Consider the following 22,581-nt stretch of genomic DNA (forward strand, 5'->3'; position numbering starts at 1 on the left):
CAATTTCTTGCAATCCTCGCTACGGACGCTTAAGTCCGACAGGCTGCTAGACAAAAGCAAGCGCCCTTGAAGGGGCGCTTTGGCTGATTCTGGCTGGAACTCAGGTCTCCGGGAAGTCGTTCGTTTCATCTACCCGGGTGATGAAATGAAGTATCCGGTTAATGGCGGGTTTCACTGGCTGGCATGATGTTAGGGTGATCGAGCCATTCTTCAGGGCTCTCATCGATGGAGTCCACTGCTTCGGCTTCATTCAGCTCCCCGCGGGTCGCCAACACTGCCAGGTCCTTGGCAAAGCTCTGTAAAAGATCGATCACTTCCTCCCTGTCAGGATCGAGGCTTTCATCAAAAGTGATATTGAAAAGAGGATTATCATTTTCATACTCCTCTCCTTTTCGCATGAGCGTCATTTGAAGGCCGGGGTTCTCATAATCCGTGACTTCGGCCAACTTGAATGTAACTGACTGGGCTTCCCTGAGAACAGACAGCAACTTCAGGGCTTCTGCAGCGCTGATATCGCCTGCATCCACACAGGCTTCAACATACTCTCTGGCCGATAACCCCGAGTCCAGGTAGTTGTCCACCAGATCCTGCAGTTCTTTGTACTTGTTATGGTTCATGGACCCTCCTTAACTGCGCTTTCAGTAATGCCTGTAAACGAGTGCACATTTCCAGTGTACCTGATTGCGAATCAAATGAAAGGTTAAATAAGTATTTGTACGTCAGTACTCTTCGGGTGCTACGTAAAGGCATGGAGCTGCTCTTCTAACAGGTGACTTAAGGTGTTACTTTTAAGCGGAGTGGTCTTTCAAGAAAGGTTTTCTGAAAGGTTTTATTCATAATGTAGGGCTCTTTAGCCATACTTTTATTTTCTGTCATTCCCTCTGCTGTATTTATGAATCTTTCCAGACTGAACCTGAACCTGCTGCCTGGTCTGAAAGCCCTGCTGGACACCCAGAGTGTTTCCAAAGCAGCGCAGATAATGTGTGTTACCCAGTCTGCCATGAGTCGAACTCTGGCCCAGTTAAGGGAAGCATTGAATGACCCGGTTCTGGTGAGAAAAGGCAATCGAATTTTCTTGTCCGAGAAGGCGATGTCCCTGCATGAAGATGTGAACAGAGTTGTCACGGAAGCCAGCAGTATTTTTGAAAACCAACAGTTTTATATCTCAACCACCCAGCGACATTTCCGGATTGCTTCAGGACACACGGTGCTGGAACGGATTCTGCCTGAAGTACTGCAAAAAATATGGGCGTTGGCACCCGGGCTGACCTTTGAGTTGCAGGCCATCAATCCAGCTGTTGATGTTGCAACCGGAAAGCTGGATCTGTCTATTGGTTATATGGGCGCCCGGGAAGAAGGTTTATCCTGCTTTTCACTGATGAAAGATCGGATGTGCCTGATTCTCTGTGAAAACCATCCTTTGGCCCATGAGTCTTTTTCAGAAGAGGCTCTCAGGTCTTTTTCCTTTGTGGTGCAGAGGGACAATATCAATCTACATCAGCAAAGTGAGATCAACCGTTTCCTCAGTTCGGTTCAGGTGAAAACCTGGTCGCCCAGTCTTTCGGTCAGTCTGGCGTTGATCAAGGGAACAGATTGCGTGTTTATGGCTCCGGCTTCATTGCCTATGTTCATGGAAGAGCTGTCTGGCTTCGTGATTAGGGAGTGCCCAAAAAATATTCCGAAAGTCAGCTTTGATATTGTCTGGCCTGAGTATTGGGAGATGAACAGAGCGCATCGTTGGATGAGGGAGTTCATCAGTAATGCATTGTTGGAACATATCCAGAGCAAAGACCTCGATATGTTTGTCACTGAGTCAGAAGAAAGTCAGGAAGAGAAGAGTACTCCGCTTTCCTGACCCTGTCCTCAAATGATACTTTCCCGAGGGATTGCTTCTGTTGCTGCAGGCTGACACACATCGAGAACATCATATAATTTCTCGATCTGACGGGTAAGCGTTTCTATGGGGCGCTCACTGGAGACATTAATAGCAGCAGAAACCATTTTCCCACACTCGGAGCTGTTCATGGACAGGCTCTCAAGGTCAAATCCCCGGTGTCTGACTACCCGCAGAAGCCGCTCCAGTACCTCTGGCTTTTTATAGCACTGGATAGTCAGGGAGTAATGGGTTTTGGAATCGCTCATGCTCTTGCCTCCATCATTTCGTGGTTGGCGGCACCGGGTGGCACCAGGGGCCAGACGTTCTCCCGCTCATCAATACAGACATGAAGTATTCTTGCCTCCGGAGCCTGAAGCATTTCTTCCAGAGCGGGGATTACTTCATGTCTTTTGGTAATTATTCTGCCTTCAATGCCAAATGCTTTGGCCAGAGTGACAAAATCAGGATTGTCCGAGAGGTCAGTTTCACTGTAGCGCTGGTCAAAGAAGAGTTCCTGCCATTGCTTCACCATGCCGAGTCGCTGGTTGTCGAGTAAGACCATTTTGACGGGCAGCTGTTTTCTTTTGATCGAGGCCAGCTCCTGCACATTCATCATGAAAGAGCCGTCTCCGGAGACGAGTATCACATCGTCTTCCGGTCTTGAAATAGCAGCGCCTATCGCTGCCGGGAGACCAAAGCCCATGGTACCAAGCCCGGCACTGGAAAGGTGGTTATTCGGATGACAGAAGCTCATGTGTTGAGCTACCCACATTTGGTGCTGACCCACATCACAACTGATCACAGAGTTCTCGCGGGTGGCCTCAGATAACTGTTTCAGAAGCAGAGGCGCAAAGATGTCTTCCCCGGGTTTGTCATAACACCACTGGCTGGCAGCGCGGCTGTTCTTACAGTGTTGTAACCAGTCACCCTGATCTAAAGTAATGGTCAGACTGCTTAGATTCTTCTTCAGGCAACCACAAAGACTGACATCAACAGGGCGACGCTTACCATGCTCTGCAGGGTCAATATCGAGATGGATGACTTTCGCACCAGGGGCAAAACTCTCAAGCTTGCCTGTGACCCGGTCATCAAAGCGGGCTCCGATGGCTATCAGCAAGTCGCATTCCTGCACTGCCAGATTGGCAGCCCGGGTTCCATGCATACCCAGCATACCAAGGTAGCCGGGATCGTCAGGACGAATCGCTCCGATTCCTTTCAAGGTGCAAACACTGGGGAGACCGGTTTCTGTCAGGAATGTCCTGAGCTCGTCTATCGCATCCGCCATTCCTGCACCGCCACCTACGTAAGCAAGAGGTTTGCTGCTTTTCCGGAGCAAAGAGATCGCAGCATTAATCCTGTCAAAACTGTCGGCAGCTCTCTCTTTTATCACGCTGAGTGGTGGCACGTAGTGAGCCTCTGCCAGCTGAATATCTTTTGGCAGGTCAACCAGAACAGGGCCCGGGCGGCCAGATCGGGCCAGGTCGAAAGCTTTGTTCAGGGTTTCGCAGATATCATTCGGGTCTGTCACCAGAAAGCTGTGCTTGGTACAACCCAGTGTCATACCCAGAATATCGATTTCCTGGAAGGCATCCGTTCCCATCATGGCAGTAGGCACCTGACCTGTGATGGCCACCAGAGGAATGGAATCCAGCATGGCGTCGGATAAAGCAGTGATCAGGTTCGTTGCGCCGGGGCCGGAGGTGGCAATACAGACACCGGTTTTACCACTGGCCCTGGCGTAGCCTATGGCGGCGAAAGCGGCTCCCTGTTCATGTCTGCAGAGAAGGTGCTCAACATTGGAATCCAGAAAGGCGTCATAGACTGGCATGATGGTGCCACCGGGATAACCGAAAACATGTTGAATCCCTCGCTGAGAAAGATTTTTTACCAGTGCATTAGCGCCGTTCATGGGGTTGACCTCGTTCGTGCCCGCGATGAGCTTCAGCCTTGATGCGAACAGGCTTGCTAACGCTCATTTCAAACCACTGCTGTGCAGAGAACAAAACGGCAACAGGGAGGATAATCAGCAGCAGTTCCGGAAGGCTGATGATTGCCACAATGGTCAGGCTCAGAATAGCAATAATTATTGGGTTGTTCAGGTTTAGCATGGTTCTATCCTCTTTGTCCGGAGCCGTCATCTTGTCTGTGCTCCCGGGGTTTTCAGGCCCCAAATATGAAAAAACCCCCCGGACCTTTCGGTGCGGGGGGTTCCTTGAAACTCTGATCTGTCAGCCAACAGACCCCCGCGCGGAGATGTTAATCACCACGACGGGTAGGAGAATTATGTTGCTGATGAGGTTGAGTTTCATAACCAATAAATACTATTCAGATTGTTTAAAGTATTTTCAGGTATAACACACACAGTCAATATGTGCCAGAAAATTAAAATTCAGAAAGGCTGGTTAATGAAGAATCGAAGCCGGTTGTCTTCTTTACTGCTGGCGATTTCAGTTCTTACGGTGACACCTTCCACCTTAAAGCGGATGCCACCACCCACGCTGTACTTCATATCGGTATGGAGTTCTCCCAGGTCGAAGTCGTCAGCAACGCGGCCAGCATCTACAAACAGAGTCCATTGCCACCATGGAATATCGTAAAGAGGTCCGACCACAGGCAGATCCTCAAGTGGCTGCCAGAATGGAATAGCGCGGAACTCCAGACTGTAAGAAACCGCCGACCGGCCATGGAAACGGTCAGTAGTGTAACCTCTCAGCTTATCCCACCCCCCCAGAGAAACCCCGGCAAAAGAAGGAGGGCGCTTGAACTCTTGCTCGCCATTGACATGGGTAGTGTCGTTCCAGGTGGGCGTATCAGCAAGCCAGGCGTTCACTGCGATGACCTGCTGATCAAGATATTCATTGCTGCCGAGGTTGAAGAACTTGCTGAACTCAAATTCCCAGGTCGTCCAGTCTGTACGGCTTTCGCTACCCCAGTCTCTGGTGTAGGTGAAGGTTGTCCGACTGCCTCGGGACGGCAGCTGACTGGCGTTACGATTGTCGTAATCCAGAATCAACTTGATGCCAGCTGCCTTGTCTGCGGAATCTGTTGAGTAGTCATCCAGTTCCTGACTTTTGTAGAAAGGCTGAACCTCGAAAGAGCTGATGCCGGATGTCAGAGGGTTCCAGACTTGACCCGCAGCGGCATTGCCCAAAGCATCCTGTTTCAGGCTGGACATCGCACCGTCTCGACCTTCTGCAATGGGCAAAATGTATTTGAAACGGGCCGTGTAGCTTTGTTCAATACTGCCTGTGGTAATGAAGTTGTCCTTACTCGAGTCATTACTGCCGGGTTGCTCTCCGGAAAAGTGAGGGTTGCCGGGCAAGTAATAACTGGATCGTGTGTAGTCTCCATAAAGAGCATTCACACTCACCAGCATCTGATCAAGATCAGGAATGGTGAGATTATAAAGACCGGCATAGACCATCGCGGAACCATTGCTGGAGGCGATGGCGGTTCCGAACAGAGAGGCTTGTGGTTGTCCAACGCCCTTGATAACTCCGGCACCACCCAGAGCGGTGCCCCAGTCTTCAGAACTGAACAGGAAGGGTACGCCGGCAAAATCGTAGTCCTCACCTGCAGGCTCCGCAGCAAACGCGCCTTGAAGTCCTGCAGCCAGGAGTAGGGAGGCTCCAACAAATTTTAGTTTTTGTTCGCGATATGGATTTATGCGCATTGTCTGTTCAGTAGATTCTTAAAGTAATGCGCTATTTTCTAATTGGTTCGATTGTTCTGGAATAAGAGGTTATTCCTATTGACCTGCCGAACTTTTTATCATGCAGTCGGTGGGTTCTCAGTCAGTGAAAATTAATCTGAGTCGAAAGTGACTTATGTGATGTTCTGGTTAACCTGTTGTCTGATTTTATTGTCTCCACATTGAAGTGATTCAATTTGCCAGAGTTCTCAGCGAGACTGACCACTATAACTGGCCCAGACTTTAAAATGGTAGACATCGTCGGCATCAATGGTTAATAACCGATCAGGGTCATAGATGTCCACCAAAGTTGGGTCTTCACCGGCGTCCTTTAACCATTTAAATTGGGCAAGCTTGTCAGGATGTTGATTACTTTTCACCTCGAACAGCTGGACAGACGGATCTACGTCGCAGAAACCCGCACCCTGGAGGTAATAAATATTCATGGTCTGTCCGCTCCCCGGGAGCGTTTGCAGAGTCCATGGCGAGACATGGTCGATGCATAATCTTGGAAATCCTGTAGTCACTGTGAAGCTATCGGCACCGGCTCCCTGCAAGAATTCTATCTGTGCCAGACCAACGGAGAATACGTTCAGAGAGCACATCGATAATAAAATCGTCAAAAACGCCAGCCTGAAAGTTGGATTTGCATTCTGCCTCGACATGATCAAATCTCCTACTGCATTAATGCAGCATTTATTCTAGCCCGAATATTTCATAAACACTGCTACAGTCCGAATGGTTGATGTTTTTTTGAACAAACGTAGCAGGTATTGCCGTATTTGGTTTAAACAGGCTGTACTGTTGAGCACCGTGGGGCAGGCTGGCTGGCTGTTTCCCGGATCAGGGTGCTTCTTTCTCTTAACTCCACTGACCTCATTGTTTTGAACTTCCATTATAAAATCGACTCAAACAGATCGAATCAATTTCGAATGCCCTTTCCAGGCGGGGGTAAGTACTGACTTTGGAGCTTAAAAAAAATGGACCTGATAAACAGCAATGCCAGCATTGAAAATTCACTCTGGCCAACACCTGAGCAAATTCAGCCGGAGCAAGCACCATCGGGTTTCAGCGCAGGCAGGGAAGTGACTGTCTATGAGAAAAGTCAAAGTTTATTCCTGGATTTGCCCGAATTAACACAGCGCATGATTATTCGCTATCTGGGCTTTCGTGAGATTACCCGTTTAAAAAAGGTCTGCAAACATCTTCGCGATCTTGTTGAAAACGATAAAGCTCAGGAAAGAGCTTGGTATCGCCAGATTCCTTCGCCGTACCCATTTCAACTAGAGTCCATACTCAGGGCAAAAGACGAGCAACAACTCCGTCATTGGTTGAAGCCGTTTGCGGATAGGGGCGCTGTCGAGTCACTCATAGAACAACAAAAGAGTCTTTATTTTCCTGCTCAGTTACTGTTCATCAACAGTAAACTGATGTCTCAATGTGAGAAGTTCAAGTTAGTGGATAAAGCCGAAATCCGCCATGTAAACCAAGTCAAGACAGCCTCCTTCAGCCCCGATGGCCGCCATCTGGTGACCGCCAGTCACGATGACCGCCATCTGTTGAACGGCAGCCATAAAATCTATGTTCAGAAAGACGATGGATCATGGGAACCAAAAGTCGCCATTTCCCATGATCGTAGTGTCCTCTTTGCCAACGTCAGCCGTGATGGCCGTCATCTGGTGATCGGCAATGTCGATAGAACGGCAAGAATCTATGGTCTGGAAGACGATGGAACATCGAAAATAACAGCCACCATTACCCACACTTGCAAGATCAATACAGCCACCTTCAGCGCCGATGGCCGTCATCTGGTCACCGCCAGTAACGATAAAACAGCGAAAATCTATGGTCTGGAGGAGGATGGATCATGGGAAATAAAAAACACCATTACCCATACTATCCCGGTCCTTTCAGCCACCTTCAGTGCTGATAGCCGTCATGCGGTGACCACCGGAAGTGATGAAGTGAAAATCCTTAGCCAGGGGGACGATGGATCATGGGAAGTAGAGGACACTATTCATCAAAGATGGATCATTTCGGCCAAGCTCAGCCCCAATGGCCGTCATCTGGTGATCATCGGTGATGATACAATTCAAAAAATTTATGTTCAGGGGGCTGCTGGATCATGGGTAGAAAAAAACACCCGTGTATACGGTACCCCCGCCTCTGCCAAATTCAGTGCCGACAGCTGCCACCTGGCGACCGTCGGCTGGGATGGCCAAGTGATAATCTTTAGCCTGCAAGACGATGGATCATGGCAGGAAATAGCCACAAGTGAGCATGACCTGGTTGTTGTCTCAGCCACATTCAGCGCCGATAGCCGCCATCTGGTGACCGCCAGTTATGATAGTACGGCGAAAATCTTTAACCTGCAGGACGATGGATCATGGCAAGAAATAGCCACAATTGTTCATGACGATGGTGTCCGCTCAGCCACATTCAGCACCGATGGCCTCCATGTTGTGACCGCCAGTAATGACGGCACGGCGAAAATCAGTGGCCTGCAAGCGGGTGGATCATGGCGGGTAAAAGCCATCATTCAACATAATGATGCAGTTACCTCAGCCGACTTCAGCGCCGATAGCCGACATGTGGTGACCGTCGATGAAGATTACAAGTTGAGAATCACTGAATTATGGAAGAACGATTAATGATCGAATATTTTCCCGGATCAGGGCTCCTCTTTTTCATACTGGAATGGTCAGTATAAGATTGATGTCGTTTGTCCCGGATTGCCTTAATGAGCCGGGGAATGAGCTCAGTACAGATGGCCATTTCATGAAGCAGTAAAGCACCAAAATCGAAGGACAACTCCCTTCAGTTAAAATCAGCTCTGACAGTTTTACCATTAACGGGGTGAAAACGAAGAGCTTCTTGTGTATGTTTCGCCATAGCAGGTTCCGGTTTGCTTCTTCCGAAGCTTTCTTTTGGTCGACCCAATCATATCAGGTGATTGGGAGGAACCTGCTCTTATTTATGAAATATTCGGGCTGGGAGGCTGTCGTTTGTTCGGGTACAAATCCTTGATAATAGAAACGAGCAACCATCAGATAGATAGCATCCCGTTTCTTGAGAGTTTGCAGGTTTAGCATCGAAACTGCTCCGGACTTTAATATTGTCACTATCAATATCGTCAATCGATAATAATCCGTATTAATCAATACAGTGCCCGAATCGAATCAGGATAGGCTCACATGAACCTGAAAAAGCAGTTTCCCATTCTGGAGCAGAACGTCCACGGTCATCCTTTGGTGTATTTAGATAATGCTGCCACTACCCAGAAGCCTTTCCCGGTCATTGAAGCCATCAATCGCTTTTATCGGGAAGCCAATGCCAATGTACATCGTGCGTCACACTACCTGAGTGCTCGCTCAACCCACGCATTTGAGGAAGCAAGGGAGGAGGTCAAGCATTTCCTGAATGCCGCCAGTTCAGATGAAATTATCTGGACTCGGGGAGCGACAGAAGCTCTGAATCTGGTCGCTCAAAGTTGGGGAAGAAGTCAGTTGCAGCCGGGTGATGAAATTCTGCTTTCGGCCATGGAGCATCATGCCAATATTGTGCCCTGGCAACTGGTAGCCGAACAAACGGGAGCCGTGATCAAAGTTATTAATATCACAGAGCAGGGGGAGCTTGACCTCAACAGTTTTCGTGCACAGTTGACGGATAGGACCAGGATTCTTGGCATTACCCATGTCTCCAATGCGATTGGAACAGTGAATCCGGTTGAAACGCTTATACCTGAAGCTAAAGCCGTGGGCGCACTGGTGTTAGTGGATGGCGCTCAGGCGGTGGCGCACTGCAGTGTTGATGTACAGAAACTGAACTGCGACTTCTATGTTTTTTCCGGCCATAAAGTGTTTGGCCCGACGGGTATCGGTGTTTTATACGGTCGAAAAGCTTTGCTGGAAGCCATGCCGCCCTGGCAGGCCGGGGGAGAAATGATTCGGCAGGTCAGTTTCAGTGGCACCTCGTTTAACAAATTACCGTTCAAGTTCGAAGCCGGTACTCCCAATGTTTCGGGCGTGATCGGACTTAGGGAAGCTATCCGGTTTTTGAGGTCGCTGGATATGGAAGAGGTTGCCCAGCATGAAGACAGGTTGAGAAAAACAGCTGAAGAAGGTCTGAGAAATATTCCGGGAGTCACCCTGGTGGGGGAAACCAGACATAAAGTCTCTGTTGTCTCGTTTGTGGTCGAAGAGTTTCACAATCAGGATATTGGTCTTTTGCTGGATCAACAGGGTATAGCCGTAAGGACCGGCCATCATTGCACCATGCCGTTGATGGAGCATCTGGGATTGGCAGGAACCATCAGAGCTTCTTTTTCCGTCTATAACACGCTCGAAGATGTGGAGGCGTTTCTGAAAGCGCTCATCCGTATTGTGAAAGGCGAGTTTAATTCTGTTCATGAGAGTAAAGAGGTTAAGGGTGATTCAGCCTTCTTCAATCAGCTTGAAGGTGAACATGCTGCTGAGTTCACAAAAGACCAGATTTTCCAGGCCATCACTGCTTCCCGGAGCTGGCAGGACAAATACCTGCATATTATGTTGCTTGGTAAGAAACTGCCCTCTTTGCCAGAAGCCATGAAAACGGAAGAGTCACGACTCCATGGTTGTGAAAGTACTGTCTGGCTGCACCACTTTTATGATGAGCAGACCATGAACATTTACTTTGCTGTGGACTCCGATGCCAGAGTGATAAGAGGACTGATCGCTATTGTGCTCTCCGTTTTTAACGGTTGCACACCAAAAGACATTAGTCGTTTTGATATGGATGGTTGGTTTGCCAGACTGGATCTTTATAACCATCTGAGTCCCTCACGGGGTAATGGGCTCAGGGCGATTATAAACGAGATCAGGTCTCTTGCTCACCGGTTTGAGTAACGTTATCTCTCTTTGCCCACCAGGTAGCAAGAACAGAGCCTGTGATGTTATGCCAGATGCTAAAGAAGGTGGCCGGCAGGGCTGCGGCAGGCGTAAAGAATTTAGTAGCCAATACTACCGCCAGGCCGGAGTTCTGCATACCGACTTCAATGGCGACAGTCTTGCAGGTTTTCCGGTCAAAGCCTGATAGATGCGCTACCAGATAACCCAGACTCAGACCTGTGCCATTGTGCAGTGCCACTGCCAGAATGGTGATGAGTCCAATTTCTGGAAGCTCTTGAGCGTTAGACGCCACTACGACGGCAATGACCAGAAGAATAGTTGCCATGGAACAGAGTGGAAACAGGGGGTTCAGTTTTTGCACGAAACCATGGCAGAAATGGTTGACCAGAATCCCCAGCGCCACCGGAAAAATAACCACCTTGGCCAGACTCCACATCATTGCCAGTGGTTCCACTTCAATATATTGGTGGGCAAGAAGACTGATTAACAAGGGGGTAGCGAAAGCGCCTGTCAGGGTTGATAAAGCTGTCATGGAAATGGACAGGGCAACATCGCCTTTTGCCAGATAACACAGTACGTTTGAAGCGGTTCCTCCGGCAACACTGCCCGCCAGAATCATGCCTATCGTCAGATCCACAGGAAGACTCAGAAGTTGTGCAATCAATAACCCGGCAAAAGGCATGATCCCAAATTGCAGCATCACCCCTGTATAGAGCGCGGGTAAACGATCTTTGATCCGGGCAAAGTCGTTCACTGATAAGGTCAGTCCCATAAACAACATGATCAGGCTGAGTCCGTGACTAATCAGGTAGCCCAGATGATCAAAACTCTCGGGGAAGGAATAAGCCAGAGCTGAAAAGATAACAGCCCATAGAGGAAACAGTCGTGTCATTGTATTTAAAAGCATGAAGGTTTTTTGCACTCCAATTATTAATCGCTAGTTACTAAAGATTTTCCCGGGTCGCTAGATAAATCTTAAGTCAACGTGAACTTGGGTGACAGACCACTGAGAGATATAAGAGTGGCAAAGCGAGCATTGACACAGGCAATCTGTTTTTGCTGTGCAAGCTGCTTAATTCAGCAATGAATAAATAGCAATGAATAAAAGCAGGGTTGTCGTCGATTAGGAGTAAATCAATAACGATAAAGCAGGAGCTTAACTCCTATGGCCATCAGCTTTGAGTCTGCGTTGGGTGTTCATCCCCAGGCGCTGGCGTTTCGTGGAATCCGTGCTGAAGTGATTGCCGGAAACCTGGCAAACATTGATACACCGGGTTTTAAAGCCCGGGATGTAGAGTTTAAAAGCATCTTAAAGGGTCAACTTTCCGGAGATGCTTCTACCGACGACAGGCATCTGGACATGCCACCCTCAGCACAAGACAGTTCAATGATGTATCGCATTCCATTCCAGCAAAGTACTGATGGCAATTCGGTTGAATTGGGCGTTGAGCAGGCTTCCTTCTCCCAGAATGCTATGGATTTTCAAACCAGCCTTATTTTTCTGCGTAAAAAGCTGGGCTCCCTTGAGCAGGCTATTAAGGGAGGACTATAAATGAAATTGAACAACCTCTATGAAATATCTGGTTCGGCGTTGAATGCCCAGATGGTTCGCCTTAATACCATTGCCAGTAATCTGGCTAATATCTCCAGTGCGGGTAGCACGCCTGAAGAAGCATACCGTCCCGTCAGACCTCTTTTTTCTGCTTTCTACAAGCAGACTGTTGGAGAGAATGCAGGCGCTGCCCGGGTGCAGGTTGATGATGTATTGGAAATGCCACCCAGTGAAAAAAATAAACGATACGAACCTGATAACCCCCTGGCGAATCAGGAGGGTTATGTTTTCTATCCCGACATTAATGTGATGCAGGAAATGGCTGACATGCTGTCGGCCACTCGCAGCTACCAGAGCAGTATGGAAGTGATGGTGAGCGCCAAGAAATTACAGCAACGATTGCTGTCGCTTGGTGAGTAAAAAGGAGCACTATGACAGGCATTAATCCGGTTTCATCAGGCAGCGGCGCTAACCCTGTGAACAATGACAGCCGAACGCTACAGGTCAACCAGGACCAATTTATTGAACTGTTCATCGCACAATTGAACAACCAGGATCCCCTGGCGCCGATGGACACAAACCAGATGCTGACCCAGCTTTCCCAAATATCCTCTGTTGAAAGCCTTAACTCGATTGACGATCGCATTGGTGGTTTGACCAGTTCACTTCAGCAGTCCCAGTCTCTGGGGGCTGCTGGACTGGTAGGGAAAGAAGTATGGGTTGAGTCCAACAGTCTGTCGGTAGAAGAGGCAGGTCAGTTCAGCGGAAGGACTGAGTTGCAGGTCAATGCTTCGGACGTCCTTATTCGGGTTTATACGCCGGATGGTAGTCTGGTTCAGTCCAAATCACTGGGTCAACAGTCCGCAGGTATCGTTCCATTCACTCTCGATGATCTTGTTCCCGGGCAATACACAGTCACGGCAACCGGAGTCAACGGTAATGAAGCATACAGCGGTACGCTGTCTATGAAATCTACGGTGTCTGGTATCAATATGACCAATGCCGGAGCTGAATTAAGGCTTGAGGGCATGGGATCTGTGCCACTGTCTTCTATCTCGATCATTGGCAACTGAGACTATCAGGGAGGGTAAGGAATGTCGTTTAGAATTGGGTTGACCGGATTAAATGCTGCACAGCAGGATCTGGAAATTGTCAGTAATAATATTGCCAACAGTAATACCATTGGCTTTAAAGGGTCCCGCGCAGAGTTTTCTGATGTTTATGCTTCTTCGATAGGAGGCGGTAATGGTCAGGTGGCAGGTGTTGAGGTGGCCTCTATCAGCCAGCAGTTCTCCCAGGGCAATATCACTTCCACAGAAAATGCTCTTGATATGGCGGTTAATGGTCAGGGTTTTTTCGTAGTTAATGACAATGGCCAAATGAATTACACCCGGGCAGGCTTCTTTCAGTTAGATGCCAATAATAACGTGGTGAATAATAAGGGCCTCAGGCTTCAGGGGTATTCAGCGGATGCATCGGGCAACGTACTGGCTGGTACCCAGACCGACCTGAAAATCAACCAGACCTCTATACCCGCTCAGGCTACTACCGATGTGGTGACGCTGGCTAATCTGGATGCCAGAACGGATGCCATTACTCCCGCTGTGCCAATAGACCCAACCAACCCGTCCACCTTTAATTCCACTATGGCATTTAATGTTAATGACAGTCTGGGTGGAAGCCACACCGTCAGTATGTATTTTGCAAAAACGGCAGATAACGCCTGGGACATTGAATTTTATTTTGACGGACAGGGGCCTGACTTGACCCAGCCTGTCACGTTTAATAACGATGGAACACTGGCAACGCCTGTCGGTGGCGGGGTAACTCTGGGTATTCCAGCCGGGGATGCCCGACTATCGGGTGCTGCTGCAATGAGCTTCGACATAGATATTTCAGATTTCACTCAGTTGGGCACTGACTCAGCGGTAAACCGGGTAACCCAGAATGGCTTTCCTCCGGGCTCACTCAACGGTATTCAGATTACTGCAGACGGTATTCTTCAGGCTCTTTACTCCAACGGACAAACTCAGGTTCAGGGGCAGATTGTTCTGGCTGATTTTGCTAACGACAGTGGTTTGATTCCTATGGGGGACAGTCTCTGGCAGTCGAGCTTCGCTTCAGGTAACCCAGCTTTGGGTATTCCGGGGGCCGGTGTTATGGGGTCACTGGAGTCAGGAGCACTGGAACAATCTAATGTCGATATATCCCTGCAACTGGTGCGTTTGATTGAGGCCCAGAGTAACTATCAGGCCAACGCCAAGACCATTGAAACCAGTAATAACCTTACCCAGGCACTGATGAATATTATCTGATGGATAAAGTACTTTATATCAGCACCGCCGGAGCCAATCTGGCCATGAAAGCCCAACAGGTGCATGCCAATAACCTGGCTAATGTCTCTACCCCCGGATTCCGCCGGGACTTTGTTAGCAGTATGGCTGTGGAAATGTCGGGTGATGGTCATGAAGGACGGGTGATGCCCAAGCTGCGTGGACTGGGTAGCCGTTTCGCCAGCGGCTCAATGGATACTACTGGTCGTGCAATGGATGTTGCGATCAGTGGCAGTGGCTGGTTTGCGGTCAAGGGCAGTGATGGCAATGAAGCATATACCCGTGCCGGACAGTTCAAAATAGATGATGAAGGCAATGTACTAACCGCCCGGGGGGATGCCGTTATCGGAGATGGCGGACCTCTTCAGTTACCGGATAATCAGTCTGTCTCCTTTGGTGTAGACGGTACAATAAGTATCGTGCCTGCTGAGGGCGGCAATCCTGTTCAGGTAGGCCAGTTAAAGCTGGTGAACCCGGCTATTACAGAAATTACCAAAGGCGCAGACGGGCTTTTTCGTTCTATTGAGGGCGGAGAACTGGAGGCCGATCCGGAAGTCAGGTTACGAAGTGGTTTTCTTGAAGGCAGCAATGTGAATGCCCTGGAAGAAATGGTGTCGTTTTTAAGCCTCAGCCGTCAGTTTGAGGCCCAGATGAAGTTGATGAAAACCGCAGGAGACATGGCTTCTGCGGGTGACCGATTAGTCAGAGATCAATAACGGACAGCAGATAACAACTTATAGCTCAGAGGACGAGCCTATGAATCCCGCATTATGGGTCAGTAAGACAGGGCTGGCTGCTCAGGAAAAGCAGATGTCCATCATTTCCAACAACCTGGCCAACGTCAATACCATCGGTTTCAAACGGGATCGGGCCAGCTTTGAAGATCTCTTTTATCACATTGAAAAGCAGCCGGGGGCTCTGTCAGACCAGGACAACGAACTGCCTTCCGGCTTGCAGATAGGAACTGGCGTAAAAATTACCGGAACCCAGAAAGTGTTTACTCCCGGCAGTTATGAAACCACCAAACAGGCACTGGATGTGGCAATCATTGGTAATGGCTTTTTTCAGTTTACACAGCCCGATGGAACCGCTGCATTCTCCAGAAATGGTCAGTTTCACCTGAATGGAGATGGTCAAATAGTGAATGCCAGTGGTTTGCCTTTGGAACCGGGCATTACCGTACCCGCTGACGCCACCGGAATCAGTATTAGTGAAGATGGCATTGTTATGGCAACCATTCAGGGGCAGGTTGATCCGACAGAAATAGGCCAGATCAGCATTGCTAATTTTGTTAATCCGGCTGGTCTCGTGGCTCTGGGGGGGAATCTGTACCTGCAATCTGCCGCCAGTGGTGACGCGATAGAAGGCACTGCCGGTCAGGGAGGTTTGGGTTCGCTGAAACAGTTTACTCTGGAAACATCTAATGTCAGCTCAGTGGAAGAGCTGGTCAATATGATATCGGCACAGCGAGCCTATGAAATGAACTCCAAGGTCATTGCTGCGGCTGATGAAATGATGCAGTTCGTTAACCAGACTCTTTAAAAGGGTTGGATAGAGGACAGAGAATGAGACTTCTGTGTTTTATAGCCATGTTTATGCTGTTTGGTTGTTCGAGTGCACCCCGCCAGGGTGACACCAAACCTGCTGGTCAACATCAGCAGGTGACAAAGGGCCCCGAACCTGAAGCGGAAAAAATGGTTGCTGATAACGCTGTCTTTCAAAAGGAAAGCTCCCACAACGAATCAGTTTATCCCAATGGCAGCCTGTTTAATGCCAACTATGGCAACTTTATGTTCTCCGACCGCCGTGCCTACCGTCTGGGCGATATTCTGACCATCGAGCTGGAAGGTACCACGAATATCAGCATGAGTGGTTTAAGTAAAGTCGACAAAAATAATGCCATCAGCATTCCTGATCCGACCCTGTTGGGTAAAACCAGTGCAGCTATTCTTGGCGGGGGCCGATCTCTGGCCTTTGAAGTTCAGCCTTCCAGAAGTTACGGAGGCAATACTTCCGCCAGCCGTGGAAATAGCCTGAAGGGTAATATTGCCGTGAAGGTGGTCGAGGTTTTCAGTAATGGCACCCTGAGGGTTGAGGGAGAAAAATGGTTGACCATCAATTCGGGTAAGGAGCTGATCAAGATCAGCGGGCTGGTCCGTCCGGAAGATATCAAAACGGATAACAAGGTTTCGTCTGAGCGACTGGCTGAAGCAAAAATTGATTACGTGGCATTGGGCATTAACTCCGATGCCCATGAACCGGGCTGGGTGAGCAAAATGCTTAACAGCCCATGGTTTCCATTTTGACGGGAGTCACTATGTCTTTAACACGGTGGGGACTGATTTTTCTTATGCTCGTTGTGGCGGGCAATGCCAGTGCCCGTCGTTTGCTGGATATGGTGGATGTTGAAGGGGTCAGAAATAATCAGTTGATTGGTTACGGTCTGGTGGTCGGGCTTGATGGTACCGGAGATAAATCAGCATTCACCAAACAGTCGCTGGTGAACATGCTCAGAGAGTTTGGATTGACCATCAACAGTTCGGATGTGAATTCAAAAAATATTGCAGCGGTAACCGTCCATGCCAGCTTGCCTCCGTTTGCCCGTCCGGGTCAGAAAATAGATGTATCAGTGTCTTCTATTGGTGATGCCAAGAGCCTGAGAGGAGGAACTCTGCTCCTGACACCGATGAAAGGTATCAATGGTGAGGTGTTCGCAGTCGCCCAGGGAAGCCTGATTGTGGGCGGAGTTTCTGCTGAAGGGTTGGCAGGAACGGCGGATGCGCCCATCGCTGGTAGCCGTATACAGATTAACACTACCAACGGCGGTCGCATTCCCGGAGGTGCATTGGTTGAGCGTTCAGTGAAGAGCGCTTTTAACTTTGGGGAGCAGTTGGTACTGAATTTAAAAGAACCGAGCTATACCAATGCCCGCAGGGTAGTGACAGCCATTAATAATCACTTTGGCCCCAAAGTCGCCAATGCCAGCAATGGAGTTTCTATTCTGGTCTCGGCTCCCAGAGACAGTAGCCAGCGGGTGGCATTTATGTCCATGCTGGAAGGACTGAATGTTGAAACGGCAGATCCTTCGGCACGTATTATTTTCAATTCCAGAACAGGCACTGTGGTAATGGGCGAGCATGTTCGTGTTCGCCCGGCTGCAGTCAGTCATGGCAACCTCGTCGTTAAAGTCCGGCAGACAACCTCGGTATCACAACCAGGTGCATTCTCTCAGGGAGGTCAGACGGAAGCCATATTGAACAGTGATGTCACAATAGAAGAGCAGAATGCTGCCATCTATATGGTTAAAGAAGGCGTTACTTTGCAGGAAGTGGTCATGGCTATTAACGGTGTCGGAGCGACACCCACAGACTTGATGTCCATTCTCGAGGCTCTGAAAGCAGCCGGGGCTCTGGAAGCTGAGTTAATTGTGATTTAAATGGATTTACGATAAGGGCGTTCGATATGGATATTGGAAGCAGTCTGTCAGCTAAACATCTGGCCAATATTTATCAGCCGGAACCCGGTCAGGGAAAAGGTCCGGAAGACCTGAAAGAAGCAGCAGAGGCCTTTGAAGCCATATTTGTTAACGAATTACTCAAGAGTATGCGAAGAGCCAATGAAGCGATGATGAGCAGCTCAGACTTGCCGATGTCGGGTAAAGATGTGCAGTTTTTTCAATCGATGTTTGACAGCCATATTGCCGGACATCTGGGTAAAGAAGGCGGGCTGGGCATAGCTGAAGCACTGGTAAGGCAGTTGGGTGATAAAGACGACAGGCTTAATACTGAACGTTAATCGGGGTAGATGACATGAGTCTGACACAGATAGGTATTTCTGGATTACAGGCCAGCCAGACATCGCTTAATGTCGCCAGTAACAATATTGCCAATGCCGAAACAGAAGGCTATAGCCGTCAAAGAGTTTACTGGTTCCCGACTTACACTTTGCATCCGGGAGTCGGTACCAAGGGAACCGGTGTTAATGCATCCAGCGTCGACCGAATAGCCAATAGTTTTCTTACTGCCCAGATGTGGGAGAGTCAATCTCTGGCGGAAAAGACAGCCACTTTTTCGGGATACATCGACTCGCTGGATAAATGGTTGGGCGATGACAGCACATCGCTTACCTCAGGCCTTGAGAGTTTCTTTACAACACTTAATGGCGCAACGGTTGATCCTTATTCCAGTGCTGCCAGACAAGTCATACTCAGCGAAAGTAATAAGCTGGCTCAGCAGTTTACAACACTGAATAACCAAATTGTCGGTCATCAGGGTTTAGCCGGGAGGCAATTGGAGGCTTCGGTTGCAGAAGCGAATGGTTTGCTGGCAAATATAGCGGGCTTTAATGACCAACTAAAGAAGATCAGTGCCAGTGGTGAGGTTGCCAACGAGATGCTTGACCAAAGGGATCTCGCCGTCAAAGAATTATCAAAGCTGATGGGCATCAATGTTCTGGAGCAGCCTGATGGCAATCTCAATATTTACCTGAAATCAGGTCAGCCACTGCTGATCGGTGATCAGAGAAACAGCCTGAGTGTTACTGGCTCAGCCAGCCATCCTGATGGCTTTTCATTGGCGTTTGAAAGTGATTCTGCCTCCCTTCAGGTGCACGGTGATCCGGGGGGCAGCATTGGCGGCATCCTGAATTACCAGAATGGCACTTTAAGACAGGCTCAGAATGAGATTGGGCGTCTGGCAGTAGTCATAGCTTCGACGATCAATGCCCAGCTAAGACTTGGGGAGGATGTCAATGGCAACTCCGGCGTGGATCTTTTTTCTGATCTGACTAATCCTGCCAGTGGTATCTTTTCGCTGGATGTCGCCTCCACCTCAGTGTCCGATATGAGAATTACTGACAGTTCCCAGCTGAAAGCCAGTGACTATGATCTGCGGGTAGATAACACCGGCAACTATGTTATTACCCGGTTGAGCGATGGGGTTCAGTTCAGTGGCAGCTTGTCCGGAGCAGGTACTGATACCCTGAGTTTTGATGGCGTTGAGATTGATATCAACGGTGCCGCTACTGATCAGGCTTACCGGTTGTCACCGGTGCGTTATGGTGCAAGAGATATTGATGCTGTTCTGACGGAACCTTTTGCTCTGGCTCTGGCAGCACCGGGTAGTGGTGTGGCCGATAATTCGAACTTGCAGACAATTCTGCAACTTCAGAATGATGCTCTGATAGAGGGGCAAAGTAGCCTGACTGAAAGCTATACCCGGTTTATTGGCGATATTGCGGTACAAACTTCTCAGGCGAAAACAGAAGCCGATGGTGGTAAAAAACTGTTTGAGCAGGCTGAAGCAAGCCGCAATGCCTACAGTGGTGTCAATCTGGATGAAGAGGCTGCCAACCTTTTACGCTTTCAGCAACTCTACAGTGCTAATGCTCAGGTAATTTCAGTGGCCCGGCAGACATTTGATTCATTGCTCAGAATGTTCTGATAAAGACAGGGAGCCAAAAATATGCGTATCAGCAGCATCAATTTCAATAATGTCATGCTCAGGGCTATGCAGGACGGTATGGCCAGACTGGCTGTAACCAATGAACAGATGGCATCCGGAAAACGTATCCTGCAACCCTCGGATGACTCCGTTGATACAGTCAAAATTCTTCAGATCAAGAATGAAGTAACGGCTATAAAACAGTATGAAGATAATATTGATTCGGCCAGAAGAATACTGCAGCAGCAAGATGTTTTATACAGTGGAATGACTGAGCAATTATGGCGTGCCAGAGACATTATTTTGCAGTCCAGAAACGGCACTCTGACTGATCAGGACTATGAGCCATTGGCAGAGGAGCTGAATACGATTGCTCAGTCTTTGCTGAGCCTGGCCAATTATCAGCAGGCAGACGGGCAGTACATTTTCTCCGGAACCCTGAGCACTCAGAAGCCTGTTGACGAAGTCGCTGGTGATTATTCATACAATGGCAATAATAACCTTCGTCTGGTCAATATCAGTGGCTCTGCCCAGGTGACATTCAATGAGTCGGCAGAAAATCTATTTTTCGACCCAACCGCTACACCACCGATAGACAGTATCTTTGACGCCCTTTCTGGTGCGGTGGATGAACTGAGAAACCCTGTGAGTCTGAATGCCGTTCTGTCAGACGCGATGACATGGATTGATGCCACTCTGGACAGGGTAGGGATCGCCCAGACCAAGGCAGGCAGTAATCAGACTGTGCTTGATCGGGTGGGTGAAAGCCATGCCGATATCAAACTGATGCTGGAAAAACTTCATTCATCTCTGGAAGATGTTGATATGACGAAGGCCGCCACTGATTTGGCTCAGCAGCAGACCCTTCTCAGTGCCAGCCAGCAGGTTTATGCCAACATCAAGCAACTGTCTCTGTTCAATTATTTCTGACGGGCCATTGGCAAAAAAAAATCCCCATTTCAGGGAATTTAAGATTTTTTGACACCTTGCCGATTGGAGTTCTGTACCCATCACAGACGAGTGGTGAAAAGCATGCCGGGAATAAATCGCACCGGGTCAAAAAAAGCAGCCAGTCCAATAGCAGGCCAAAGTGCAGTCAAAAATGATGTAAAAGCAGCCGCGCCTCCCAAGGTCAATGATGATCGTTTAAGGTTGAGCGGTGAAGCCCAGAATATTGAAGAACTGTTCCAATCTCTGTCAGACATAGATGAAATTGACAGGAAAAAAGTGGAGAGCATTCGGCTAGCGATTAAAAAAGGAGAAATGCCGGTCGATTATCAAATGCTTGCCAACAAAATTCTGGAGCTTTCCGATGACTTTGATGACCACAGAAAAGAATGACAATAAAAGTGGTACTTATAGCGTTTCTGTTGAAAAAAAACTGCTGGGCAATATCCGTGATGCACTGGCTTTAACCCGCAAACTGGAAGTTGTTCTGAGCAAGGCCCATAACCTGATGCTGGAAAGGAATATTGCAGCTCTGGAAACGCATCTTGAAACTCAGGTCAAACTGTTGGACATGCTGCATCTGAATGCTTCCCTGAGAGAGCATTATTTGAAAGAAGCGGGGCTGTCACCGGACCCGGCAGGTATACGATCATTTCTGCAAATTATATGTTCTACACCCAAAGCTGAAGCCACACTGAAACAATGGCATCAACTGGAAATTACAGCAGGCCGTTGCCGTAGTCTGAATCAGGCAAACGGCAAGCTCTTGAGTCGTCTGGCGGCCAGCACTAACCAGATTATTGATGTGGTTTTTTCCAGTCAGGAACCCTCGCCCTATAACCAGCAGGGCATCTGTGAAAGAAAGCTGGGCTGATCAGCATGTTGTTTTCTGATGATTTGCGGCGATTTCGGAAACTGTTGATTTTTGGCCTCGCGATTTTTGGTTTCTCCTTGTTGCTGCTTTCCCGATCATCAGCCAACTCAGTCAGAGAATTCCCTCAGGAACTCACCCTGCATAAGTGGGAGTTGACCACTTCCCGTTTCCAGTGTCGCCTGAACAGCAACGTGACAGGGCTGGGCAGTATCGTTCTGAATGCGGCTGCCGGAGGTGTGCATTATATAACCCTGGAACCGGATTTTTTTATTAAAGAAGCCCGGCATATTCGTGTTGCGGTTCAACAATCCCCCTGGCGTCATAGCCATTACCTGAACGCTCTCGGAGGTGTTGAAGCAGAGCCGGATAAACAGTTTGAAATGAGAATCAATGTTGCCCGTGTTGTTGAAGATCTGCAGCAGGGGCATCAGCTGGTTGTTGAGATTCAGAGGGAAGCAGTAAACCCTGTTCATATTAAAATACCCGCTATGAATTTCCAAAAAACAGCAGCAACATTTTATCAATGTTATGGAGAATTGCTGGCTCTGAACTACGAACAGGCAAAAGAAACACTGCTCTATTACCCGTCATCAAGATCCCATATAAGCCCGGAACAATTGTCACATCTTGATGACCTGGCCACCTATATTCTGGTGGATAAAAGTATCACCAATGTTGCTATTGACGCTCACACAGACTCCCGGGGTGACAGGCTGGAAAACCTTCAGCTGTCAAAAGTGCGTGCAAGCCGGGTTTATAGATATTTACGATCAAAAGGTATTTCCGAACAGCGTCTTACCATGCGCTTTCATGGTGACCGCTATCCTGTAGCCACCAATGCGACTGTTGCAGGAAGAAATAAAAACCGACGGGTAAAGATTACCCTGAGCCGCCGATAAATAATTCTGACAATAAATCGTCAACTGACGGAAAGAGCCTGTGCTTACCGGGCACTTTTACAGAACAACATTTCACAGAAC

Annotated in this window: 24 protein-coding genes; 17 read left to right on the forward strand and 7 right to left on the reverse strand. The window is 48.7% G+C overall.

Annotation, left to right across the window (positions count from 1 at the left end; translation table 11 throughout):
• Positions 1–158: 158 nt before the first annotated feature.
• Positions 159–617, reverse strand: a complete 459-nt coding sequence (locus tag KBW69_RS08475; RefSeq protein WP_257274982.1) for a hypothetical protein — start codon at positions 615–617, stop codon at positions 159–161.
• Positions 618–892: 275 nt separating this feature from the next.
• Between KBW69_RS08475 and KBW69_RS08480 the strand changes: the two genes are divergently transcribed.
• The gene (locus tag KBW69_RS08480; protein ID WP_257274983.1) at positions 893–1,855 is read left to right on the forward strand and encodes a LysR family transcriptional regulator; all 963 of its coding nucleotides are present in this window, start codon (positions 893–895) and stop codon (positions 1,853–1,855) included.
• An 8-nt stretch (positions 1,856–1,863) separates the two neighbouring features.
• Here KBW69_RS08480 and ilvM read toward each other — a convergent pair whose 3' ends face one another.
• From ilvM to KBW69_RS08505, 5 genes are all read right to left on the reverse strand, one after another.
• Positions 1,864–2,142: an acetolactate synthase 2 small subunit gene (ilvM, locus tag KBW69_RS08485; RefSeq protein ID WP_257280598.1), complete on the reverse strand. Its 279-nt coding sequence runs from the start codon at positions 2,140–2,142 to the stop codon at positions 1,864–1,866.
• Positions 2,139–3,785, reverse strand: a complete 1,647-nt coding sequence (ilvG, locus tag KBW69_RS08490; protein WP_257274985.1) for an acetolactate synthase 2 catalytic subunit — start codon at positions 3,783–3,785, stop codon at positions 2,139–2,141. The genes ilvM and ilvG overlap by 4 nt, the downstream gene beginning before the upstream one ends.
• Positions 3,772–3,984 carry a hypothetical protein gene (locus KBW69_RS08495; protein WP_257274986.1) on the reverse strand — a complete coding sequence of 71 codons (213 nt, stop codon included), beginning with the start codon at positions 3,982–3,984 and terminating at the stop codon, positions 3,772–3,774. The genes ilvG and KBW69_RS08495 overlap by 14 nt, the downstream gene beginning before the upstream one ends.
• Before the next feature lie 281 nt (positions 3,985–4,265).
• Complete coding sequence (locus KBW69_RS08500) at positions 4,266–5,549, reverse strand: hypothetical protein (protein ID WP_257280599.1); 1,284 nt, start codon at positions 5,547–5,549, stop codon at positions 4,266–4,268.
• 227 nt (positions 5,550–5,776) lie between these two features.
• A complete protein-coding gene (locus tag KBW69_RS08505) occupies positions 5,777–6,232 on the reverse strand; it encodes a hypothetical protein (protein WP_257280600.1) in 456 nt (151 codons plus the stop codon).
• 315 nt (positions 6,233–6,547) lie between these two features.
• Between KBW69_RS08505 and KBW69_RS08510 the strand changes: the two genes are divergently transcribed.
• Together KBW69_RS08510 and KBW69_RS08515 are read left to right on the forward strand one after the other, a co-directional pair.
• Positions 6,548–8,218 carry an F-box protein gene (locus KBW69_RS08510; RefSeq protein ID WP_257280601.1) on the forward strand — a complete coding sequence of 557 codons (1,671 nt, stop codon included), beginning with the start codon at positions 6,548–6,550 and terminating at the stop codon, positions 8,216–8,218.
• 543 nt (positions 8,219–8,761) lie between these two features.
• Complete coding sequence (locus tag KBW69_RS08515) at positions 8,762–10,450, forward strand: SufS family cysteine desulfurase (RefSeq protein WP_257280602.1); 1,689 nt, start codon at positions 8,762–8,764, stop codon at positions 10,448–10,450.
• Here the strand turns inward: KBW69_RS08515 and KBW69_RS08520 are convergent.
• Entirely contained in the window at positions 10,422–11,360 is a 939-nt protein-coding gene (locus KBW69_RS08520; protein ID WP_257280603.1) for a bile acid:sodium symporter family protein, read from the reverse strand. The genes KBW69_RS08515 and KBW69_RS08520 overlap by 29 nt on opposite strands.
• Positions 11,361–11,618: 258 nt before the next feature.
• On the opposite strand from KBW69_RS08520, the gene flgB reads away from it, so the two are divergent.
• The 14 genes from flgB to KBW69_RS08590 all read left to right on the forward strand — a co-directional run bounded on the left by flgB (position 11,619) and on the right by KBW69_RS08590 (position 22,500).
• Positions 11,619–12,005, forward strand: a complete 387-nt coding sequence (flgB, locus tag KBW69_RS08525) for a flagellar basal body rod protein FlgB (RefSeq protein WP_257274470.1) — start codon at positions 11,619–11,621, stop codon at positions 12,003–12,005.
• Positions 12,006–12,425, forward strand: a complete 420-nt coding sequence (gene flgC / locus KBW69_RS08530) for a flagellar basal body rod protein FlgC (protein ID WP_257274469.1) — start codon at positions 12,006–12,008, stop codon at positions 12,423–12,425. It begins immediately after the preceding gene.
• Between the two features lie 11 nt (positions 12,426–12,436).
• Entirely contained in the window at positions 12,437–13,078 is a 642-nt protein-coding gene (locus tag KBW69_RS08535; protein ID WP_257280604.1) for a flagellar hook assembly protein FlgD, read from the forward strand.
• A gap of 21 nt (positions 13,079–13,099) precedes the next feature.
• Positions 13,100–14,320: a flagellar hook protein FlgE gene (gene flgE / locus KBW69_RS08540; protein WP_257275879.1), complete on the forward strand. Its 1,221-nt coding sequence runs from the start codon at positions 13,100–13,102 to the stop codon at positions 14,318–14,320.
• On the forward strand, positions 14,320–15,054 hold the full coding sequence (gene flgF / locus KBW69_RS08545; protein ID WP_257280605.1) for a flagellar basal-body rod protein FlgF: 735 nt from the start codon (positions 14,320–14,322) through the stop codon (positions 15,052–15,054). Before flgE ends, flgF begins: the two co-directional genes overlap by 1 nt.
• Positions 15,055–15,094: 40 nt before the next feature.
• A complete protein-coding gene (gene flgG / locus KBW69_RS08550) occupies positions 15,095–15,880 on the forward strand; it encodes a flagellar basal-body rod protein FlgG (protein ID WP_257280606.1) in 786 nt (261 codons plus the stop codon).
• A 23-nt stretch (positions 15,881–15,903) separates the two neighbouring features.
• Positions 15,904–16,644, forward strand: coding sequence for a flagellar basal body L-ring protein FlgH (locus KBW69_RS08555; protein WP_257275883.1), 741 nt, complete (start codon positions 15,904–15,906; stop codon positions 16,642–16,644).
• Positions 16,645–16,655: 11 nt separating this feature from the next.
• The gene (locus tag KBW69_RS08560) at positions 16,656–17,774 is read left to right on the forward strand and encodes a flagellar basal body P-ring protein FlgI (RefSeq protein ID WP_257275885.1); all 1,119 of its coding nucleotides are present in this window, start codon (positions 16,656–16,658) and stop codon (positions 17,772–17,774) included.
• A 26-nt stretch (positions 17,775–17,800) separates the two neighbouring features.
• Positions 17,801–18,133: a rod-binding protein gene (locus KBW69_RS08565; protein WP_257275887.1), complete on the forward strand. Its 333-nt coding sequence runs from the start codon at positions 17,801–17,803 to the stop codon at positions 18,131–18,133.
• Between the two features lie 14 nt (positions 18,134–18,147).
• Positions 18,148–19,779 (forward strand): flagellar hook-associated protein FlgK, encoded by a 1,632-nt coding sequence (gene flgK / locus KBW69_RS08570; RefSeq protein ID WP_257280608.1) that lies wholly within the window; start codon positions 18,148–18,150, stop codon positions 19,777–19,779.
• A 21-nt stretch (positions 19,780–19,800) separates the two neighbouring features.
• The gene (gene flgL, locus KBW69_RS08575) at positions 19,801–20,709 is read left to right on the forward strand and encodes a flagellar hook-associated protein FlgL (RefSeq protein WP_257275890.1); all 909 of its coding nucleotides are present in this window, start codon (positions 19,801–19,803) and stop codon (positions 20,707–20,709) included.
• A 102-nt stretch (positions 20,710–20,811) separates the two neighbouring features.
• Positions 20,812–21,120, forward strand: a complete 309-nt coding sequence (flgM, locus tag KBW69_RS08580; protein ID WP_257275892.1) for a flagellar biosynthesis anti-sigma factor FlgM — start codon at positions 20,812–20,814, stop codon at positions 21,118–21,120.
• The gene (gene flgN / locus KBW69_RS08585) at positions 21,092–21,601 is read left to right on the forward strand and encodes a flagellar protein FlgN (protein ID WP_257280609.1); all 510 of its coding nucleotides are present in this window, start codon (positions 21,092–21,094) and stop codon (positions 21,599–21,601) included. Before flgM ends, flgN begins: the two co-directional genes overlap by 29 nt.
• 5 nt (positions 21,602–21,606) lie before the next feature.
• Positions 21,607–22,500: an OmpA family protein gene (locus KBW69_RS08590; protein ID WP_257280610.1), complete on the forward strand. Its 894-nt coding sequence runs from the start codon at positions 21,607–21,609 to the stop codon at positions 22,498–22,500.
• Positions 22,501–22,581 lie beyond the last annotated feature (81 nt).

Source organism: Endozoicomonas sp. ISHI1, assembly GCF_024606225.1.
Classification (GTDB): domain Bacteria; phylum Pseudomonadota; class Gammaproteobacteria; order Pseudomonadales; family Endozoicomonadaceae; genus Endozoicomonas_A.

What these genes read in the sequence shown, in the direction of transcription:
- KBW69_RS08500 (WP_257280599.1), bottom strand. Translation starts at nt 5,549, where the DNA reads ATGCGCATAAATCCATATCGCGAACAAAAACTAAAATTTGTTGGAGCC.
- KBW69_RS08535 (WP_257280604.1), top strand. Translation starts at nt 12,437, where the DNA reads ATGACAGGCATTAATCCGGTTTCATCAGGCAGCGGCGCTAACCCTGTG.
- KBW69_RS08560 (WP_257275885.1), top strand. Translation starts at nt 16,656, where the DNA reads ATGTCTTTAACACGGTGGGGACTGATTTTTCTTATGCTCGTTGTGGCG.
- KBW69_RS08475 (WP_257274982.1), bottom strand. Translation starts at nt 617, where the DNA reads ATGAACCATAACAAGTACAAAGAACTGCAGGATCTGGTGGACAACTAC.
- KBW69_RS08555 (WP_257275883.1), top strand. Translation starts at nt 15,904, where the DNA reads ATGAGACTTCTGTGTTTTATAGCCATGTTTATGCTGTTTGGTTGTTCG.
- flgB (WP_257274470.1), top strand. Translation starts at nt 11,619, where the DNA reads ATGGCCATCAGCTTTGAGTCTGCGTTGGGTGTTCATCCCCAGGCGCTG.
- KBW69_RS08505 (WP_257280600.1), bottom strand. Translation starts at nt 6,232, where the DNA reads ATGTCGAGGCAGAATGCAAATCCAACTTTCAGGCTGGCGTTTTTGACG.
- KBW69_RS08480 (WP_257274983.1), top strand. Translation starts at nt 893, where the DNA reads ATGAATCTTTCCAGACTGAACCTGAACCTGCTGCCTGGTCTGAAAGCC.
- flgC (WP_257274469.1), top strand. Translation starts at nt 12,006, where the DNA reads ATGAAATTGAACAACCTCTATGAAATATCTGGTTCGGCGTTGAATGCC.
- KBW69_RS08590 (WP_257280610.1), top strand. Translation starts at nt 21,607, where the DNA reads ATGTTGTTTTCTGATGATTTGCGGCGATTTCGGAAACTGTTGATTTTT.
- flgG (WP_257280606.1), top strand. Translation starts at nt 15,095, where the DNA reads ATGAATCCCGCATTATGGGTCAGTAAGACAGGGCTGGCTGCTCAGGAA.
- KBW69_RS08515 (WP_257280602.1), top strand. Translation starts at nt 8,762, where the DNA reads ATGAACCTGAAAAAGCAGTTTCCCATTCTGGAGCAGAACGTCCACGGT.
- flgE (WP_257275879.1), top strand. Translation starts at nt 13,100, where the DNA reads ATGTCGTTTAGAATTGGGTTGACCGGATTAAATGCTGCACAGCAGGAT.
- flgL (WP_257275890.1), top strand. Translation starts at nt 19,801, where the DNA reads ATGCGTATCAGCAGCATCAATTTCAATAATGTCATGCTCAGGGCTATG.
- KBW69_RS08565 (WP_257275887.1), top strand. Translation starts at nt 17,801, where the DNA reads ATGGATATTGGAAGCAGTCTGTCAGCTAAACATCTGGCCAATATTTAT.
- flgN (WP_257280609.1), top strand. Translation starts at nt 21,092, where the DNA reads ATGACTTTGATGACCACAGAAAAGAATGACAATAAAAGTGGTACTTAT.
- ilvM (WP_257280598.1), bottom strand. Translation starts at nt 2,142, where the DNA reads ATGAGCGATTCCAAAACCCATTACTCCCTGACTATCCAGTGCTATAAA.
- ilvG (WP_257274985.1), bottom strand. Translation starts at nt 3,785, where the DNA reads ATGAACGGCGCTAATGCACTGGTAAAAAATCTTTCTCAGCGAGGGATT.
- flgM (WP_257275892.1), top strand. Translation starts at nt 20,812, where the DNA reads ATGCCGGGAATAAATCGCACCGGGTCAAAAAAAGCAGCCAGTCCAATA.
- flgK (WP_257280608.1), top strand. Translation starts at nt 18,148, where the DNA reads ATGAGTCTGACACAGATAGGTATTTCTGGATTACAGGCCAGCCAGACA.
- KBW69_RS08520 (WP_257280603.1), bottom strand. Translation starts at nt 11,360, where the DNA reads ATGCTTTTAAATACAATGACACGACTGTTTCCTCTATGGGCTGTTATC.
- KBW69_RS08495 (WP_257274986.1), bottom strand. Translation starts at nt 3,984, where the DNA reads ATGCTAAACCTGAACAACCCAATAATTATTGCTATTCTGAGCCTGACC.
- flgF (WP_257280605.1), top strand. Translation starts at nt 14,320, where the DNA reads ATGGATAAAGTACTTTATATCAGCACCGCCGGAGCCAATCTGGCCATG.
- KBW69_RS08510 (WP_257280601.1), top strand. Translation starts at nt 6,548, where the DNA reads ATGGACCTGATAAACAGCAATGCCAGCATTGAAAATTCACTCTGGCCA.